Source organism: Pseudomonas sp. RT6P73 (assembly GCF_054897715.1).
Genome location: NZ_JBUBUV010000002.1, coordinates 3951911 through 3967745, shown reverse-complemented (window position 1 = coordinate 3967745; position 15835 = coordinate 3951911). Strand labels below are relative to the sequence as shown.

Sequence of the window (15835 nt, the reverse complement as noted above, 5' to 3'; positions counted from 1 at the left end):
CGAGCTGTGAATCTAAATTTATCAAATACAGAAGTGGCGCAAGCAAAGCAGTCGTTAGAGAACGACCGGCCGGCAAAATTTCGTAACGATATTCAAGGCCTAAGGGCCATCGCGGCTCTGGCGGTCATCCTCTATCACCTCAACAGAAACTGGCTTCCAGCCGGATTCTTGGGTGTAGATGTGTTTTGCGTTGTTTCTGGATTCATCGTTACCACAATCGCTTTTGAGCGCGGAAGAATCCGCTTTTTTCGATCATTCTATCTCGGACGAATACGCAGAATCGTTCCGGTCTATCTGGTGCTTTTGCTGTTTTCCTGTCTTGCTGCGTCGGTGCTGCTCGTCCCAGCGGATTTTAAGTATTTTCAGGAAAGCCTAGAGTCAGCGTTACTCTTTCTTAGCAACTCTTACTTTTCAAACTTCGGAAGTTATTTGGTCGCCTGTTTCTTGCTAGTCGAAGCAGACCATTTTCCAGGAACAATCGCAATTTTACCGTGTGTGGCGACAGTTCTACTCATCGTGGGGTACAAAAGCAGTGTAGATAGCTGGCTATCTAATCCTGTCTTGGTTTGGATTGCAAGAGTGTGGCAATGGCAGAGTCAAAGAGATGCATTCCTGAAAGTTCTTGCTGAATTCGCAAAGACGCTATTTGCCCAAGGCAAGCGTGTCATTGTACTAGCCCAATTGCCGATGTTTGAAGAAAATGTACAACGAATGCAGCGCTTTGCGTTACTAGGTATGGAAATAGCACCTGAGCAAAGTGCGAATTGGGTATCAGGAAACAGTAAGGTTGCTGAACGGCGATCGGGAACTGATAATGTCTTTTTCGTAGGTCTCTCGCAGATACCTTTTTTTCAGCATGCTCCTTATGGACATGGTGTGCTTATCTATCAGGACAATCATCATTTGAATGAGCGGGGAGCTCGTCGCTATGGCGAACTGGCTGCTCCGGTCCTGGCGAAACTAATTTTCCCGCTACATTGATCGCGGAGGAGCTACATGCAGCATACTCAACATCCCAGCGCAATCGTCGACCCAGGTGCGCAGATTGGTGAAGGTTCAAGGATCTGGCATTTCGTCCATGTCTGTGCCGGCGCGAAGATAGGGAAAGGTGTTTCGCTGGGTCAGAATGTATTTGTCGGTAACAAAGTTGTAATTGGTGACAATTGCAAAATTCAGAACAATGTCTCGGTCTACGATAACGTCATCCTTGAAGAGGGTGTGTTTTGTGGGCCTAGCATGGTGTTTACCAACGTCTACAACCCCCGATCACTGATTGAGCGCAAGAGCGAATATCGGGACACGTTGGTTCGTCGCGGTGCAACCCTGGGGGCCAACTGCACGATTGTATGCGGCATCACTATTGGTGAGTTCGCTTTCATCGGAGCAGGCGCAGTGGTGAATAAAGACGTTCCCGCTTATGCGCTTATGGTGGGCGTGCCTGCTCGTCAGATCGGCTGGATGAGTGAGTACGGTGAACAACTGGAGCTTTCCCTAGCAGGCAATGGAGAAGTCTCCTGTGCTCATTCAAATGCCCGCTACGTACTGACTGATGGCCTTGTTATCAAGATAGGAAACTGACCGTGATTGAATTCATTGACTTGAAAGCTCAACAACTGAGAATAAAAGACAAACTGAACGATGCGATTCAGCGTGTACTTACACATGGTCAGTATATTCTTGGGCCTGAAGTTGCAGAGTTGGAATCCCGGCTCGCAAATTTCGTTGGTGCGAAGTTTTGCATCACTTGTGCTAATGGCACCGATGCGCTCCAGATTGTGCAGATGGCTCTCGGCGTCGGCCCCGGCGACGAGGTTATCACTCCAGGCTTTACATATATCGCGACAGCCGAAACGGTAGCTCTCTTGGGGGCTAAGCCGGTGTATGTTGATGTAAATCCGCAAACTTATAATTTGGATCCTGAGTTGCTCGAAGCGGCAATCACTCCCCGCACCAAGGCGATCATCCCAGTTTCATTGTATGGTCAATGTGCGGATTTTGATGCAATCAATGCCATCGCGCAGCGTCATGGCATTCCGGTAATTGAGGATGCTGCTCAGAGTTTTGGTGCAAGTTATAAGGGGCGGCGCTCGTGCAATCTCAGCGCTGTCGCATGTACCAGTTTCTTTCCGAGCAAACCCTTGGGTTGCTATGGGGATGGCGGTGCTATTTTTACCAATGACGCGGCTTTAGCCGTCGTGATCCGGCAGATAGCCCGGCACGGGCAGGATCGTCGATACCACCACGTTCGTGTGGGCGTAAACAGCCGGCTAGACACTTTGCAGGCAGCGATTTTGCTGGAGAAGCTCGCCATCTTCGAGGAGGAGATTGAGCTTCGTCAGCAAGTAGCTTTGGAATATGACCGCTTGCTTTCTGCCGCTGGGCTGGCGATCCCTTTTGTTGAGCCGACGAATAAAAGCGTTTATGCGCAATATACATTGCAAGTAGAAAATCGTGACGTGTTTCAGCAGCTGCTCACCGCTGCGGGCGTGCCGACAGTTGTACACTATCCGATCCCTTTGAATCGCCAGCCCGCGGTTGCAGATGATAACCAGAGCTTGCCCGTGGGTGACAGAGTTGCGGAGCAAGTAGTCAGTCTGCCCATGCACCCCTACCTGAGCAAGTCACAGCAGGCTTTCATTGTCGAGCAGATCGTGAGCGGTTCGCTGTGATCACAAGGTTTTTTCCAAAATCTGCATTTGCACGAAATGTCCTCACCTTAATGACAGGGACGACATTAGCGCAGGCGATTCCTGTAATGATCAGCCCAATTCTGACTCGACTTTACACTCCGCAGGAGTTCGGGGTATTCGCATTCTATCTGGCTCTAGTCTCGGTGTTGTCAGTGTTAGCAACTGGTCGATACGAACTAGCTATTATGGTGCCCAGGAAGGAGCGAGGCGCTGCTGCTGTTACCGTGATAGCACTGTGCGCCTCGATTCTAACGGGCGGGATATTGTTCTTGGTAGTTGCACTGTTTGGCCGCGAAATTGCCAATCTGTTCAATATGTCCGAGCATTATCAGCTATTTTACTGGATGCCGTTGAGTGTCGTTTTATTGGCGGGTTATCAGGCATTGAATTACTGGTGCAATCGACGCTCCTATTATCGGCCAATGGCAACGGCGCGAATGTCGCAGAGTGTCTCGATGTCGGCTGCTCAAGTGGGCTCAGGGTATGCGGGCGTGGGTGTTTTCGGCTTGGTGGGTGGTGCTATCGCTGGTCACTTTTCAGCCTTCCTCTTTCTGCTGGTGCGAGTACTCAAGAGTGACAAGCAAGCGTTTGGACGCCTGAATTTTTCAATTCTGCGGGCAATGGCGAGGCGATATATCGACTTCCCTAAGTACCTGATCGCGGCGCATAGTTTAAATATGGCATCTTTTCAGGCGCCGATAATCGCTTTGGGTTCAATGTTCGGAAGTAGTGTTTCTGGCTTTTTCATGTTGACCCAGCGCGTGATTGGCGCACCGATGAGCATTGTTGCCAGCGCCATCGGTGATGTGTTCCGGCAGGAAGCAGGTCGCGCTTATTCGGAAACGGGACAGTGTAAAGAAATTTATGAGAAAACTTTTTTACGTTTGTTGTGTATAGCGGTTCCGGCTTTTCCAGTTTTTTTCTTCATTGCACCAGATGTATTTGCCCTGATATTTGGGGAGAGTTGGCGCGTGTCAGGTGAGTATGCGAGAATCTTGACGCCCATGTTTTTTTTGCAGTTTCTCACGACTCCGCTTAGTTCAATGTATATGTTGGCACAGAAACAGCGTCTGGACTTGATCTGGCAGTTTTCTCTTTTTCTACTGATCATCTCCTCTTTCGCCCTGGCGCATCTGCTAGAGAGTATTACGGCAGGACTGTATTTTTATTCTCTAAGTTACAGCATTATGTACGTCATCAACGGCATATTGTCTTATCGCTTGGCGCGTGGGGCAGCTTGAAGATGGAAGTATTCTCATGATGGGAGCAAAAATGCCCAGTCGTTTGGCAACGTTATTGAAAGAGCTTAAAACGAGCCTTTCCTTTACTCCGGTAGCCGACATGGTGAGTGGGGAAGTGTTGATCCGAGGTTTCAAGCTTCGGGATCTACGTCAAGTACGGCAGCTTTATTTTGATTTAAATCCAGTGGGAAGTCTGTCTCTGGCTCGCTTCCTGTGGGGCGCGATCGGTTACCGGCGCCTACTGATAGTCGCCGAAGAGAGCCGAACCAAATCTTTGGTAGGGTTGGACTTGTTTTACTTCAATAGCAGGGATCTGCAAGAATCAACTGTGCATGAGGGATTTGTCGGTGTTGTACCTGATTACAGGGGAAAAGGCCTTGCCACAGAAATGCGCATCACGGCTAAAAAACACTTCCAACGAAATGGTCTGGACGGAATTTCTACAAGAATTTCTCAGCATAATCAACCATCGCTTATATCGGCGTTGAAGTTGGGTTTCGAGATAGTTGAAACCCGTCATTCGGCCACAGATGGCGATAATTATTACATGGTGTGTAAGTTGGAGGATTTCAAGTGACATCGACGCGCGAAAGGTATCGTCAACTCTGTGCGTTGGAGACTTCCATCCCTTTGTTCAGTCAGGCATGGTGGCTCGACGCGGTGGCGCCAGATGCGTGGGATGTCGTGCTGTGCGAGAAGAAGGGAAATATACTCGCTAGCATGCCTTTCGTAATGAAGAAAAAGCTCGGTCTGAACTTGTTAGCCATGCCCATGTTGACTCAGCATCTAGGACCTTGGATAAGACCTACTACGGGTAAGATGTCCAAGCGACTGGGGTACGAGAAAGATGTTCTGACGGAGCTCGCCTCTCTTATTCTTGCGCGCCGGTTTGATCACTTCGATTCCAATTGGCCTTACACTCGGAGCAATTGGCTGCCTTTTTACTGGGCCGGGTTTAAGCAGAGTACCCGATACACTTACGCTTTAGACGATCTAAATTGCCACGATACATTGTGGTCGCAATTCCAAGAAAATATCCGAGGAGATATACGCAAGGCGGAAAGTCGGTTTACATTAAAAGTTCGAACAGATCTGACAGCTGAAGACTTTTTTAAACTGAACAACCTTGTATTTGAGCGCCAAGGTTTGGCCATTCCTTATTCTTTGGAACTGGTGAAGCGTATCGATGCCGCCTGCTCTGAACGTAACTCGCGGGCTATCCTCATCGCTGAAGACGAACAGGGGCGCAGGCATGCTGGAGTCTACATAGTCTGGGATGAGCACAGCGCCTACTATCTCATGGGCGGTGGTGACCCGGAGTTAAGAAATAGTGGTGCAACCAGTTTGTGCATGTGGGAAGCGATCAAGTTGGCTTCTACGGTCACCACTCGTTTTGACTTCGAAGGTTCAATGCTGGAGCCGGTAGAGCGGTTTTTCCGAGCTTTTGGTGCGAGCCAAATTCCTTACTTCACCGTGACCAAAACTCCTTCCAAGTTGCTCAAGAGCTATTTTTTCCTCAATGATCTGCGAGGTCGTAGCTGATGGCGAATAACGGATGGCCGAATACCGCGATATTCGGATGGCTGCAGACTCTGCTGTTCGAACGTTATGGCGTGCATTTCGATCTCCTGTTGATAGACGGTGCTGGGCTGCGTATGTCCGTGGCCTTGCAAAGTGGCTGCATAGAGTTTCCTGTCGACTCCGCCGCATTCAATCGACGTGATTCTGATTTGCCTTGCGCGCTTTGGTTTGCACGTACCGAGGGATGGCACCCTGTGTACCAGGATGTCCTCCCTGCACCGGGTCTGAAGTCGATACCGGGTGTACTGATCGAGGAAAGCGGCTCGGGCTACAAGGTTCACTACGATCTGTTCGGGTTCGTATATTGGATGCTGGCTCGCTGCGAGGAACTGTCGCCGGCAAAACTCGATGAGCATGGGCGTTTTCCTGCATCACAGTCCCATTCTGTGAAACATGGCTATCTTGATCGGCCTTTGGTCGATGAATGGCTTGCGCTGCTGGGAGAAGTGATTTCAAGGCAATGGCCTAACCTGAATTTGAAAACACCCGTGTTTTCGATGAAGGTGTCACATGATGTGGATGAGCCCAGTCGGTACGCATTCCGCTCGTTCAAAGGCTTAGTCCGTGCAGCGGGTGGTGATCTGCTCAAGCGGGGTGACTTCCTTGCAGCCCTGCGTGCGCCCTTGGTTAAATTGGGCAGTCGCAAAAGGATTAGTACAAGGGATCCTAGCAACACCTTCGATTGGTTGATGACTGAGTCCGAACGACACGGTCTAACTAGCGCGTTCTATTTCATATGTGGGCGTACCGATCCGGCCAAGGATGGAGATTACGAGATCGAGCATCCTGCCATCCGCGCGTTGTTGCGCACGATTCATGAGCGTGGACACGAGATCGGCTTGCATCCGAGTTACAATACCTTCCTTTCAGAGGAGGGCGTGGCACAAGAGGCACAGCGCCTGAAGAACGTATGTCGCGAAGAAGGCATCGACCAACATCTTATGGGTGGTCGCATGCATTATTTGCGCTGGCGACATCCAATTACTCTAGAGGCTTGGGAGAAGGCCGGAATGGCTTACGACAGCACGTTTGGCTATGCCGAGCTCCCTGGATTCCGCTGTGGCACATGCCACGAGTACACAGCGTTTGATCCGTTTGCACAGAAGATGCTAAAGCTGCGAATACGGCCTTTGATTGTCATGGATGTGACTTTGATTAGCTCCAGCTACATGGGGCTGGAACCGGGTGAGGAAGCTAGAGCATTAGTGGAAAAATTGAAATCTGCATGTCGGGCTGTCGGTGGGACATTTACACTACTTTGGCATAACTCCAATTTCCTTCGTGTTGAAGAGCGTGCGTTCTACTCCACAATATTGGAGCGAGTCTAGCGTGAATTACGTTGCCCCAAACCTGGCCATATCTAAGTGGAATCATACCGTTCCGCGTGCGCGTGTATTGCTCATCTTTTCAGTGCTGCTTTATGTTGCCGCACTGACGTTGGGGCATGAACGCTACCTTGCGGTAGAACATATCTTCTGGGGGTTTAATCAACCTTATTATGATCCGCTAGCACTGTTTGTTATGGTGGTATTTGCGATTGTCCCGGCGTCGGTTATGCCCCTTTATTTCAATAGGCCATCAACGCTGTTTATTTATGCTCTAACCTTCTTCGTCTATATGCCAGCATTGGTGATTGCGATGTTGAATCGTGTGGATGCACTAGATGCATATTTCTGGCTGTTTTTCAATTTTTGCCTGGGGCTAGTAATTTGCTCGATTCTAGTTCGCTCGGCTGGAGGAGCATCGCTGGAAGAAAAGGCTCCGTCGCGCTTCTTGATTAATTTCAATTTGTGTGGTGCGGTGGTTTGCTTCATCGTTCTCTTCTTCACCTATCGAGATATTTTGTCGTTTTCAGGGCTTAATGAAGTCTATTTACAGAGGGAGAGGGGCGCTGCAACGTCTCTATTTATAGGTTATTGTCAGGTCTATCTGGCTTATTTTTTCTCCCCAGTGCTTTTCGTTTCCGGTGTCCTTTATAAGCGAACCCTGTTGGCATTGTTGGGCTTTTCAGGATTCATCTTTATTTACATGATTACCGCAGAGCGTACTGTTGTACTTTTGCCGTTCATCCTGTTGGTGGTTGCCGTAGCCTTCAAGATGCGCGGCTTTGGCGCTCGTAACGGGTATGGTCTTTTCCTTGCCGGGGCCGTATTTATAGCGCTGATTTCCCTGCTGTTCGAACAATCGCAGATTATCAGTCAGCTCGGAATTTACTTCTTCATGAGGTTGATCGCTATCCCCGGTCTTTTCGTGAGTCAGTACTACGATCTTTTTTCTGTTCAAGGCTTTACACACTGGTCACACGTCTCTGTAATTGGCAATCTTTTCGAAGTGCCCAGTGCCTATGCCACAGATGAAAAGTGGCCTGCACTTGGAAAAATCCTGGCAGAGCGGGTGCTTGGCATCCAAAGCCAATCCAATGCTGGTTTTGTGGCAACCGATGGAGTCGCTGCCTTTGGCAGTATAGGTGTACTTATTATTTGCTTGCTCTATAGCGTTTGGCTGCTGGTACTTGATCACGTTGCGCGAGGATGGAACCTTCTGTTCCTGATGACTGTTCTTTTCCCGTTGGCGTTCATCACGACCAACGGTTCTCTGTTTACCGTTCTAACGTCTTTTGGCGGGGCGCTGTGGATTGTCCTGCTCTGGATTGATAAATACAGATTCCGTTTAATGCGGGGGGCAAGCGAATGATTGGATACATATTCTCGCGTATTGTGAAGAAGGCGAGGGGCGCTGCGATCATCGACTCCTCTATACCGGCAACTTCAAAAGTCGAGTCGGGTTGTACGCTCATCTCAAGCGAGTTCGGCGAGCATTCGTTCTGCGGGTATGACTGTTCGTTTATCCGAGTGACAGTAGGACGCTTCTGTTCGATCGCTAACCGCGTGATTGTGGGCGGGGCCCGTCACCCTATCGAATATGTCTCAACCAGCCCTGTGTTTTTGTCGCACAAGGAAAGTATCAAAACGAAATTTTCAAAGCATGATTACAGTTGGGAGCCCAAGACTTCCATCGGTCACGATGTCTGGATTGGAGAAGGAGTGTATGTCAAAGGAGGGGTCACCGTCGGCGTCGGTGCGGTGATTGGTATGGGGAGCGTAGTGACTAAAGATATTCCGCCTTACGCTATCTATGCAGGCAATCCGGCTCGACTGATTCGGTTTAGATTCTCAGAAGCTGTAATTGATGCGCTCCTGAAAAGTAGATGGTGGGAACTTTCCGACGAAGAATTGCGAGAAGTCGCGCCCGATTTCAATGACCCTGAAGCGTTTCTGCGAGGACAAGGGTTATTATGAGAATCGCTCATTTATGCCTGTCTTGCTTCTATATTGACAATTATCGATACCAAGAAAATGAACTTGTCCGTGAACATGTTGGAGCAGGACATGAGGTCCTGGTTGTCGCTTCCACCGAGACTTATGTCGATAACCTTTCTCTAGGATATACGTCACCGGGCGAATATGTTGGAAGTGATGGTGCGAAGGTGATCAGGCTTCCATATGCCGGTGCACTACCTTTCTTCTTGAAGAAAAAGCTGCGAATGCACTCGGGTGTTGATGCCATACTGAAAGAATTCCTGCCAGACGTTATCGTGTTTCATGGTTTGTGCGGTTGGGAACTACTGTCCGCTGTGCGCTACAAGCGTGCCAACCCAAGCGTCCGGCTTTATGTAGACAGTCATGAGGATTTCAACAATAGCGCTACCGGGTTTTTGTCAAGTATTTTGCACCGCTTTTACTATCGTCCGATCATTCGCCGGTCTCTGCCCTGGATGGACAAGGTCCTTTGCATCTCATTGGAAACCATGGAATTCTGTAAGGCAATGTATGGGTTACCTTCGGAAATCTTAGAATTTTTTCCGTTGGGTGGGTATATTGCCGACGACGCTTCTTATCAGGAATTCCGTTGCTCAGCCCGGCTTGAGTACGGGATTGACGAGCTTCAGACAGTGTTTCTTCAGTCAGGAAAATTCGACGCAAAGAAAAAACTTGCGGACAGCCTCAGGGCCTTCTCGCGGGTCAAAGCTGATCATTTTTCCTTTCTCATCGTAGGACAGGTTCACGAGTCGATACAGTCAGAGATAAATCAGCTAGTGTCTGCTGATTCCCGCATTCGTTATCTGGGCTGGAAAACAGCTGATGAGTTGTACCAGTTGCTTTGCGCCTCCGATGTGTACATTCAGCCAGGAAGTCAGTCTGCAACGATGCAAATGAGTTTGTGCGCGCGTTGCGCTGTCATGATTGCTGACGTTCCGAGTCATCAGCCATTCGTCCATGGCAATGGCTGGAAGGTAAAATCCGCTGCGGACCAACTGGCTGCGTTTGAACAGATAGAAAGTAACCCCGATTTGCTGCAAGGGATGTCTATTCGATCTTTTGAGATCGCATCCGAGCTTTTAGACTATCGACGTATGGCGAAACGCCTGCTGATTTAATACGGAATTTTTATGGCGAATTATCAGATTTGTACGCAGTGCATCATGGACACGAGTGATCCTAGAATCGTCTTTGACGATCATGGGGTCTGCGAGTACTGCAACAATTTCAAGACTGCCATTGCGCCGAACTGGCATACGGACCAGCGTGGCGAGGCTGAGTTAATGGCATTGGCTGATAAGATCAAAGCCCATGGCAAAGGCAAAGACTTCGATTGCATCATTGGCTTGAGCGGTGGACTGGATAGCTCCTACGCTGCATATGTGGCGAAAGTCAAGATGGGTTTGCGCCCACTTCTTTTTCATGTTGACGCAGGGTGGAATACCGATCAAGCGGTAGGCAACATCGAAAAGCTGGTAGACGGTCTGGGACTTGATCTTTACACGGACGTCATCAATTGGGAGGAGATGAAAGATCTTCAAACGGCTTTTTTCCGTTCCCAGATTGCTGACCAGGATTTGCCGCAAGACGCAGCTTTTTTCTCGGGTCTATACAAATTTGCTCGTGAAAACCGCATCAAATACGTATTGACCGGTGCGAACTTTTCCACGGAGTGTTGCCGTGAGCCAGAGGAGTGGGGCGGCTATCCTGGCATCGATAAAACTCTGTTCAAGGATATTCATCGTCGATTCGGCAAGCGAAAACTCAGCAGTTTTCCACTGACTGACATTCTGATTTACAAAATTTTGTACCAGCGCCTCCTGGGCATGGAGGTCGTCAAGCCTCTCAACCTCGTTCCTTACATCAAAAAGGATGCGGAGGCGACACTTGAGAGCCTGTTCGGCTGGAAAAAATTTCAGCACAAGCACCATGAGTCCCGTTTCACGCGCTTTTACGAAGACTATTGGATGCCTCGAAAATTTGGCTATGAGAAGCGTCGTGCACACTTCTCCAGCCTGGTCATGACTGGCCAGATGACCCGTGATGGGGCGCTTGAGCGTATCTCCAAACCCGAACTGGATGAGCAGTTCCTGAAGGGCGAGTTTGAGTACGTCGCCAACAAGCTGGATCTGTCTGTCGAGCAACTCCAGGAGATTTTCGAGGGCGAGAACAAGACCTACCATGACTATCGCAATAAGCGCTTCCTCATTGGCGTAGGTTCGCGTGTAATGAGCGCCTTGGGGTTGGAGAGAAGACTTTTCAGATGATCACTATCATCGATTACGGACTGGGTAACATCCAGGCGTTTGTCAACGTTTACAAGCGATTGAATATCCCGGTGACGGTTGCCACGCAACCGGCAGATCTGTTGACGGCGACGCGTTTGATCCTTCCAGGTGTCGGTGCGTTCGATCACGCGATGGAGCGTCTGGATGCATCAGGTATGCGTCCGACGCTGGAAAAGCTTGTGCGCGAGCAAAAGATTCCGGTACTTGGGATATGCGTGGGTATGCAAATCCTGGCTTCTGCCAGTGACGAAGGTCGACTCCCAGGGCTTGGATGGGTCAGAGGACGAGTGAGAGCATTCGCTGACGTTCCTGAGCTCAAGGGAATCCCTTTACCGCATATGGGTTGGAATGACATACAGCCTCGGCCTGACGTGCCCTTGTTCAAGGGTCTGGAAGAGGATGCGAGATTTTATTTTCTGCATTCATTCTTTTTCGATTGCGAAGACGGGGCTGGAGGCATTGCGTCCGCTTCCTACGGGCAAGATTTTGTCTGTGCAGTCGCTGAGGGTAATGTCTATGGCGTTCAGTTCCATCCCGAAAAGAGTCACCATTTTGGGGCGGCTCTTCTGAAAAACTTCGCGGAATTTTAAGATGCTCAGGCCCAGAATCATTCCATGTTTGTTGATTCAGGATAGTGGTCTGGTGAAAACCGTCCGCTTCAAAGACCCCAAATATGTCGGGGATCCTATCAACGCGGTAAAGATCTTCAATGAGAAAGAGGCGGATGAACTGATCGTCTTGGACATCGACGCCTCGGTTAAAGGCGTTGAGCCCAATTACAAGCAGATCGCCAATCTAGCCGCCGAGTGCCGAATGCCCTTGTGTTACGGCGGGGGTATACGCACGGCTGAACAGGCAAAAAGGATCATCAGTCTAGGTGTCGAGAAGGTCGCTATCAGTTCGGCTGCCTTGGCAGATCCAATGTTGATTACCCGGATAGCTGAAGAAATCGGGCGCCAGAGTGTCGTTGTGGTTTTAGACCATAAACATCGGCTGCTGAGCAAAAGCCAGGATGTCTGGACCCACAACGGTACCCGCAATACCAAACGCAGCGTTCTGGAAGTTGCGATGGAAATGCAGGAGCTAGGCGCTGGTGAGATTGTTATCAACTCAATCGACAACGACGGTCGGATGAAGGGTTATGACGTCGCTCTGGCTGCGAAGCTGCGCGAGACAGTATCGATACCCATCACCGTGCTTGGCGGTGGGGGATCTCTGGAAGACATGCGCGACGTCGTCGCCCAATGCGGCGTGGTTGGCGTTTCGGCCGGCAGTTTCTTCGTTTTCAAAGGCCCTTACAGAGCCGTACTCATTAGTTACCCTAGCGATCAGCAGAAGGCTGATGTCGTCTATTCAGCTCTGCAACCGAGCTGATCTCGCTTGCTCCGGATTCAGGACTCATTATGTTCAGTGGAAAAAAACTTCTCATCTCTGGTGGCACCGGTTCCTTTGGAAACGCCGTACTGAAGCGCTTTCTCGATACGGATATTGCTGAAATCAGAATATTCAGTCGCGACGAGAAAAAGCAAGACGACATGCGCAAGCGCTACGCCAATAGCAAGCTGAAATTTTATATTGGCGATGTGCGTGACTATCAGAGCATTCTGAATGCGACGCGAGGAGTCGATTACATATTCCATGCTGCTGCATTGAAGCAGGTGCCATCCTGCGAATTCCACCCGATGGAGGCGGTCAAGACAAATGTTATCGGCACCGACAATGTCTTGGAAGCGGCCATTCAGAATGGTGTCAGCCGTGTCGTTTGCTTGAGTACGGACAAAGCGGTCTATCCCATCAATGCGATGGGGATTTCAAAAGCCATGATGGAGAAGGTCATGGTCGCGAAGTCTCGAAATGTCGATGAGACCAAAACCGTTATCTGCGGAACCCGCTATGGCAACGTAATGGCGTCCCGCGGTTCGGTCATTCCTCTGTTCATCGAACAGATCCGTGCGGGCATTGCGCTGTCGATCACCGATCCGAATATGACTCGCTTCATGATGACGCTAGCCGATGCCGTCGATCTGGTGCTCTACGCCTTCGAGAATGGCAACAATGGCGACCTGTTCGTACAAAAAGCACCAGCAGCTACAGTCGAAACCTTGGCTAAGGCATTGACTCAGTTGCTCGGTCAACCGGAACACCCGATCCAGGTTATTGGCACTCGACACGGCGAAAAACTTTACGAGGCTCTTCTTAGCCGCGAGGAAATGGCCTGTGCCGAAGATATGGGCGAATACTTCCGTATTCCGCCTGATCTTCGTGATCTGAATTACAGCAAATTTGTTGAACAGGGCGAGGAAAAAATTTCTCGTACTGAAGATTACAATTCGCATAACACTGAGCGACTTGATGTCGCAGGTATGCAAAAGTTGTTGCTCAAACTTGAGTTTATCCAGGCAATCCAGCGTGGTGAATATGCTACGCCGGAGGAATGATCATGAAGGTTCTGATTACCGGTATAAACGGATTTATAGGTAAAAATCTCGAGGCTCATTTGCGCGAGCGAAGCGACGTCGAGATTTTGCGTTTCAGCAGGGATGATGGTGGTGAATTGCTCAAGCAGCTAGCTGCTCAGGCCGATTGCGTCTTCCATTTGGCCGGGGTTAACCGTCCACAGGATCCAGCAGAATTCAAAAGCGGCAACAGCGACTTGACGCAGTTGCTCTGTGATGCGGTCGCGGCCAGCGGGCGCAAGCCAAAAATTGTTTACACATCTTCAACTCAGGCTGATCGTGACAATCCCTACGGTGTGAGCAAACTGGCGGCAGAGCAAGCCCTAAACGAGCTAGCCGACAGGCATTCTGTTGATCTGCATGTATTCCGCCTTCCCAACGTCTTTGGGAAGTGGGCAAAGCCAAATTACAACTCTGCCGTGGCGACTTTTTGTCACAATATTGCTCGTAATTTGCCCATATCCATTCATGACAGGAATGCTGCGCTTACGCTGGTGTATGTCGATGACGTGATACGGCATTTCATGGAAATCATGGACGGTAAGGCTGCACCTGATAGCAATGCGAAGGTTGATCCGGTGTACTCCAGCACTGTTGGTGAAGTCGCTGATCAGATCACTGCTTTTCGTGAAAGTCGCTCGACATTGATCAGTGAGGCAGTGGGCACAGGGCTGACCCGAGCTTTGTACTCGACCTACCTGAGCTATTTGCCGCCTGAATCTTTTACCTACGAGGTGCCCAAATATGGCGATCCTCGTGGCGTGTTCGTGGAAATGTTGAAAACGCCGGACGCCGGTCAGTTCTCTTACTTTACCGCTCACCCTGGGATTACTCGGGGTGGCCATTATCATCATTCCAAGACTGAAAAGTTTCTTGTCATAAAGGGAAGCGCGCTTTTTCGCTTTCGCCATATTATGTCAGGCGAATTTTATGAGTTGAAAACGACAGGTGAACAACCGGTGATTGTTGAAACCGTCCCGGGCTGGACGCATGACATCACCAATATCGGAGATGATGAGTTGATTGTCATGCTGTGGGCCAATGAGATTTTCGATCGTGAGCGTCCAGATACATTCGCGCTGCCATTGAGCTCTTGAGCCAATCGATAAGGTAAAGGATTGTCATGAAAAAATTGAAAGTAGTTACTGTCGTTGGCACGCGTCCTGAAATCATCCGTCTATCACGAGTTATCTCGGCCCTGGATGAGCACTGTGACCATGTTCTGGTCCACACAGGGCAGAATTACGATTACGAGTTGAATGAAATCTTCTTTCAGGACCTCGGCATTCGTAAACCGGATCATTTTCTTAACGCGGCTGGCGCAACCGGTGCGGAAACTATCGGTAATGTGATCATCTCGGTAGACCGGGTCCTTGGTGAAATCTCGCCTGAGGCCCTCCTTGTCTTGGGAGACACCAACAGCTGCATGGCGGTGATTCCAGCTAAACGCCGTAAAATTCCAACGTTCCACATGGAAGCGGGCAACCGGTGTTTCGATATGCGGGTGCCGGAAGAGATCAACCGTCGCATTGTCGATCACACCGCGGATATCAATCTGACTTACAGCACCATTGCTCGGGATTACCTCCTGCGCGAAGGGCTCTCGCCGGACATGATCATCAAAACCGGCAGTCCGATGTTCGAAGTGCTCACTCATTACCGTGCTGGTATTGATGCCTCGGACGTACTTGAGCGACTCGGTTTGAAGGCGGGACAATTTTTTGTCGTCAGTGCGCATCGAGAAGAAAACATCGACAGCGACCAAAATTTTCTGAAGTTGGTTGAGGTTTTGAACACGGTGGCGCAGGACTATAATCTTCCAGTGATTGTTTCCACGCATCCACGCACGCAAAAAAGGGTAGATGCCCTCGGTATCGTTTTCCACGCTAATGTTCGGTTGCTGAAACCGCTCGGCTTCATGGATTACAACAAGCTGCAGCTTTCGTCGAAGGCCGCACTGTCCGACAGCGGCACTATCAATGAAGAATCATCAATTCTTAATTTCCCCGCGTTGAACCTGCGAGAGGCGCACGAACGCCCTGAAGGCATGGAAGAGGCTGCGGTCATGATGGTCGGGCTGGAAACCGAACGAGTCCTTCAGGCACTTCAGTTGCTTGAAAGCCAAGCGCGTGATGAAGAGCGTACTTTGCGGCTTGTCGCGGACTACAGCATGCCGAATGTATCGGAGAAAGTGGTGCGGATTATCCATAGTTATCGCGATTACGTCATGCGTACGGTCTGGAGAAGGTACTAATACGG

Annotated in this window: 16 protein-coding genes; all 16 read left to right on the top strand. The window is 49.8% G+C overall.

The window, feature by feature from the left end:
- The first annotated feature begins 6 nt into the window (after positions 1-6).
- From ACYZT6_RS18595 to wecB, 16 genes are read left to right on the top strand one after another with little or no spacing between them, the layout of a single operon-like run.
- Entirely contained in the window at positions 7-981 is a 975-nt protein-coding gene (locus ACYZT6_RS18595; RefSeq protein WP_462028141.1) for an acyltransferase family protein, read from the top strand.
- Between the two features lie 15 nt (positions 982-996).
- On the top strand, positions 997-1578 hold the full coding sequence (locus ACYZT6_RS18590) for an acyltransferase (RefSeq protein ID WP_462028140.1): 582 nt from the start codon (positions 997-999) through the stop codon (positions 1576-1578).
- A 2-nt stretch (positions 1579-1580) separates the two neighbouring features.
- Positions 1581-2669 carry a DegT/DnrJ/EryC1/StrS family aminotransferase gene (locus ACYZT6_RS18585; RefSeq protein ID WP_462028139.1) on the top strand — a complete coding sequence of 363 codons (1089 nt, stop codon included), beginning with the start codon at positions 1581-1583 and terminating at the stop codon, positions 2667-2669.
- Entirely contained in the window at positions 2666-3931 is a 1266-nt protein-coding gene (locus ACYZT6_RS18580; protein WP_462028138.1) for a lipopolysaccharide biosynthesis protein, read from the top strand. Before ACYZT6_RS18585 ends, ACYZT6_RS18580 begins: the two co-directional genes overlap by 4 nt.
- Before the next feature lie 16 nt (positions 3932-3947).
- Positions 3948-4508: a GNAT family N-acetyltransferase gene (locus ACYZT6_RS18575; protein ID WP_462028137.1), complete on the top strand. Its 561-nt coding sequence runs from the start codon at positions 3948-3950 to the stop codon at positions 4506-4508.
- A 53-nt stretch (positions 4509-4561) separates the two neighbouring features.
- Positions 4562-5473, top strand: a complete 912-nt coding sequence (locus ACYZT6_RS18570) for a GNAT family N-acetyltransferase (protein ID WP_462028136.1) — start codon at positions 4562-4564, stop codon at positions 5471-5473.
- On the top strand, positions 5473-6840 hold the full coding sequence (locus ACYZT6_RS18565) for a polysaccharide deacetylase family protein (RefSeq protein ID WP_462028135.1): 1368 nt from the start codon (positions 5473-5475) through the stop codon (positions 6838-6840). The genes ACYZT6_RS18570 and ACYZT6_RS18565 overlap by 1 nt, the downstream gene beginning before the upstream one ends.
- A 1-nt stretch (position 6841) precedes the next feature.
- Positions 6842-8206, top strand: a complete 1365-nt coding sequence (locus ACYZT6_RS18560) for a hypothetical protein (protein ID WP_462028134.1) — start codon at positions 6842-6844, stop codon at positions 8204-8206.
- Positions 8203-8811: a CatB-related O-acetyltransferase gene (locus ACYZT6_RS18555; protein ID WP_462028133.1), complete on the top strand. Its 609-nt coding sequence runs from the start codon at positions 8203-8205 to the stop codon at positions 8809-8811. Before ACYZT6_RS18560 ends, ACYZT6_RS18555 begins: the two co-directional genes overlap by 4 nt.
- Positions 8808-9950 carry a glycosyltransferase family 4 protein gene (locus ACYZT6_RS18550; protein WP_462028132.1) on the top strand — a complete coding sequence of 381 codons (1143 nt, stop codon included), beginning with the start codon at positions 8808-8810 and terminating at the stop codon, positions 9948-9950. Before ACYZT6_RS18555 ends, ACYZT6_RS18550 begins: the two co-directional genes overlap by 4 nt.
- A 12-nt stretch (positions 9951-9962) precedes the next feature.
- Positions 9963-11099, top strand: coding sequence for an N-acetyl sugar amidotransferase (locus tag ACYZT6_RS18545; protein WP_462028131.1), 1137 nt, complete (start codon positions 9963-9965; stop codon positions 11097-11099).
- A complete protein-coding gene (gene hisH / locus ACYZT6_RS18540) occupies positions 11096-11710 on the top strand; it encodes an imidazole glycerol phosphate synthase subunit HisH (protein ID WP_462028130.1) in 615 nt (204 codons plus the stop codon). Before ACYZT6_RS18545 ends, hisH begins: the two co-directional genes overlap by 4 nt.
- A gap of 1 nt (position 11711) precedes the next feature.
- Positions 11712-12494, top strand: a complete 783-nt coding sequence (locus tag ACYZT6_RS18535; RefSeq protein WP_462028129.1) for an AglZ/HisF2 family acetamidino modification protein — start codon at positions 11712-11714, stop codon at positions 12492-12494.
- Positions 12495-12523: 29 nt separating this feature from the next.
- Positions 12524-13558 carry a polysaccharide biosynthesis protein gene (locus tag ACYZT6_RS18530; protein WP_462028128.1) on the top strand — a complete coding sequence of 345 codons (1035 nt, stop codon included), beginning with the start codon at positions 12524-12526 and terminating at the stop codon, positions 13556-13558.
- A 2-nt stretch (positions 13559-13560) separates the two neighbouring features.
- Positions 13561-14673 (top strand): UDP-2-acetamido-2,6-beta-L-arabino-hexul-4-ose reductase, encoded by a 1113-nt coding sequence (gene wbjC, locus ACYZT6_RS18525; protein ID WP_462028127.1) that lies wholly within the window; start codon positions 13561-13563, stop codon positions 14671-14673.
- Positions 14674-14699: 26 nt separating this feature from the next.
- Positions 14700-15830: a non-hydrolyzing UDP-N-acetylglucosamine 2-epimerase gene (gene wecB, locus ACYZT6_RS18520; RefSeq protein WP_462028126.1), complete on the top strand. Its 1131-nt coding sequence runs from the start codon at positions 14700-14702 to the stop codon at positions 15828-15830.
- Positions 15831-15835 lie beyond the last annotated feature (5 nt).

What these genes read in the sequence shown, in the direction of transcription:
- ACYZT6_RS18575 (WP_462028137.1), top strand. Translation starts at nt 3,948, where the DNA reads ATGATGGGAGCAAAAATGCCCAGTCGTTTGGCAACGTTATTGAAAGAG.
- ACYZT6_RS18550 (WP_462028132.1), top strand. Translation starts at nt 8,808, where the DNA reads ATGAGAATCGCTCATTTATGCCTGTCTTGCTTCTATATTGACAATTAT.
- ACYZT6_RS18565 (WP_462028135.1), top strand. Translation starts at nt 5,473, where the DNA reads ATGGCGAATAACGGATGGCCGAATACCGCGATATTCGGATGGCTGCAG.
- ACYZT6_RS18545 (WP_462028131.1), top strand. Translation starts at nt 9,963, where the DNA reads ATGGCGAATTATCAGATTTGTACGCAGTGCATCATGGACACGAGTGAT.
- hisH (WP_462028130.1), top strand. Translation starts at nt 11,096, where the DNA reads ATGATCACTATCATCGATTACGGACTGGGTAACATCCAGGCGTTTGTC.
- wecB (WP_462028126.1), top strand. Translation starts at nt 14,700, where the DNA reads ATGAAAAAATTGAAAGTAGTTACTGTCGTTGGCACGCGTCCTGAAATC.
- wbjC (WP_462028127.1), top strand. Translation starts at nt 13,561, where the DNA reads ATGAAGGTTCTGATTACCGGTATAAACGGATTTATAGGTAAAAATCTC.
- ACYZT6_RS18590 (WP_462028140.1), top strand. Translation starts at nt 997, where the DNA reads ATGCAGCATACTCAACATCCCAGCGCAATCGTCGACCCAGGTGCGCAG.
- ACYZT6_RS18535 (WP_462028129.1), top strand. Translation starts at nt 11,712, where the DNA reads ATGCTCAGGCCCAGAATCATTCCATGTTTGTTGATTCAGGATAGTGGT.
- ACYZT6_RS18555 (WP_462028133.1), top strand. Translation starts at nt 8,203, where the DNA reads ATGATTGGATACATATTCTCGCGTATTGTGAAGAAGGCGAGGGGCGCT.
- ACYZT6_RS18530 (WP_462028128.1), top strand. Translation starts at nt 12,524, where the DNA reads ATGTTCAGTGGAAAAAAACTTCTCATCTCTGGTGGCACCGGTTCCTTT.